The sequence below is a fragment of the Rathayibacter sp. VKM Ac-2928 genome (assembly GCF_022815545.1).
GTDB classification, from domain to species: domain Bacteria; phylum Actinomycetota; class Actinomycetes; order Actinomycetales; family Microbacteriaceae; genus Rathayibacter; species Rathayibacter festucae.
In genome coordinates, this window is the sequence record NZ_JALGRU010000010.1 from 1 (window position 1) to 1,751 (window position 1,751).

Sequence of the window (1,751 nt, forward strand, 5' to 3'; positions counted from 1 at the left end):
TTTTTTACGGAGAGTTTGATCCTGGCTCAGGACGAACGCTGGCGGCGTGCTTAACACATGCAAGTCGAACGATGAAGCCCAGCTTGCTGGGTGGATTAGTGGCGAACGGGTGAGTAACACGTGAGTAACCTGCCCTTGACTCTGGGATAAGCGCTGGAAACGGCGTCTAATACCGGATACGACCTGCCCCGGCATCGGGTGCGGGTGGAAAGTTTTTCGGTCAAGGATGGACTCGCGGCCTATCAGGTAGTTGGTGAGGTAATGGCTCACCAAGCCGACGACGGGTAGCCGGCCTGAGAGGGTGACCGGCCACACTGGGACTGAGACACGGCCCAGACTCCTACGGGAGGCAGCAGTGGGGAATATTGCACAATGGGCGAAAGCCTGATGCAGCAACGCCGCGTGGGGGATGACGGCCTTCGGGTTGTAAACCTCTTTTAGTAGGGAAGAAGGGCTTCGGCTTGACGGTACCTGCAGAAAAAGCACCGGCTAACTACGTGCCAGCAGCCGCGGTAATACGTAGGGTGCAAGCGTTGTCCGGAATTATTGGGCGTAAAGAGCTCGTAGGCGGTTTGTCGCGTCTGCTGTGAAAACCCGAGGCTCAACCTCGGGCCTGCAGTGGGTACGGGCAGACTAGAGTGCGGTAGGGGAGAATGGAATTCCTGGTGTAGCGGTGGAATGCGCAGATATCAGGAGGAACACCGATGGCGAAGGCAGTTCTCTGGGCCGTTACTGACGCTGAGGAGCGAAAGCGTGGGGAGCGAACAGGATTAGATACCCTGGTAGTCCACGCCGTAAACGTTGGGAACTAGATGTGGGGACCTTTCCACGGTCTCCGTGTCGCAGCTAACGCATTAAGTTCCCCGCCTGGGGAGTACGGCCGCAAGGCTAAAACTCAAAGGAATTGACGGGGGCCCGCACAAGCGGCGGAGCATGCGGATTAATTCGATGCAACGCGAAGAACCTTACCAAGGCTTGACATATACCGGAAACTTCCAGAAATGGTTGCCCCGCAAGGTCGGTATACAGGTGGTGCATGGTTGTCGTCAGCTCGTGTCGTGAGATGTTGGGTTAAGTCCCGCAACGAGCGCAACCCTCGTTCTATGTTGCCAGCACGTCATGGTGGGAACTCATAGGAGACTGCCGGGGTCAACTCGGAGGAAGGTGGGGATGACGTCAAATCATCATGCCCCTTATGTCTTGGGCTTCACGCATGCTACAATGGCCGGTACAAAGGGCTGCGATACCGTAAGGTGGAGCGAATCCCAAAAAGCCGGTCTCAGTTCGGATTGAGGTCTGCAACTCGACCTCATGAAGTCGGAGTCGCTAGTAATCGCAGATCAGCAACGCTGCGGTGAATACGTTCCCGGGCCTTGTACACACCGCCCGTCAAGTCATGAAAGTCGGTAACACCCGAAGCCAGTGGCCTAACCGCAAGGAGGGAGCTGTCGAAGGTGGGATCGGTGATTAGGACTAAGTCGTAACAAGGTAGCCGTACCGGAAGGTGCGGCTGGATCACCTCCTTTCTAAGGAGCATCTGGACACCATGCGTTTCGGCGTAGAGGTTGTTCCAGGCGCCAGATCAAAGCGAATGTCTTTGCTGGTAGCTCATGGGTGGAACATTGAACTGGGTGCAGGAAGAGATTCGTCTCGTGTCAGTACAGCCTTCGGGTTGGGAACGCACGAGCGGGTGGGCTACTGCACATGCACGCTGTTGGGTCCTGAGGGACCGGGCCGGCTGCTCCTTCGGG

1 rRNA gene is annotated in these 1,751 nt (G+C 56.8%); it reads left to right on the forward strand.

The features are described from left to right. Window positions 1-3: 3 nt before the first annotated feature. Window positions 4-1,526 (forward strand): 16S ribosomal RNA (locus tag MT350_RS19845). The last annotated feature ends 225 nt before the right edge of the window (window positions 1,527-1,751 follow it).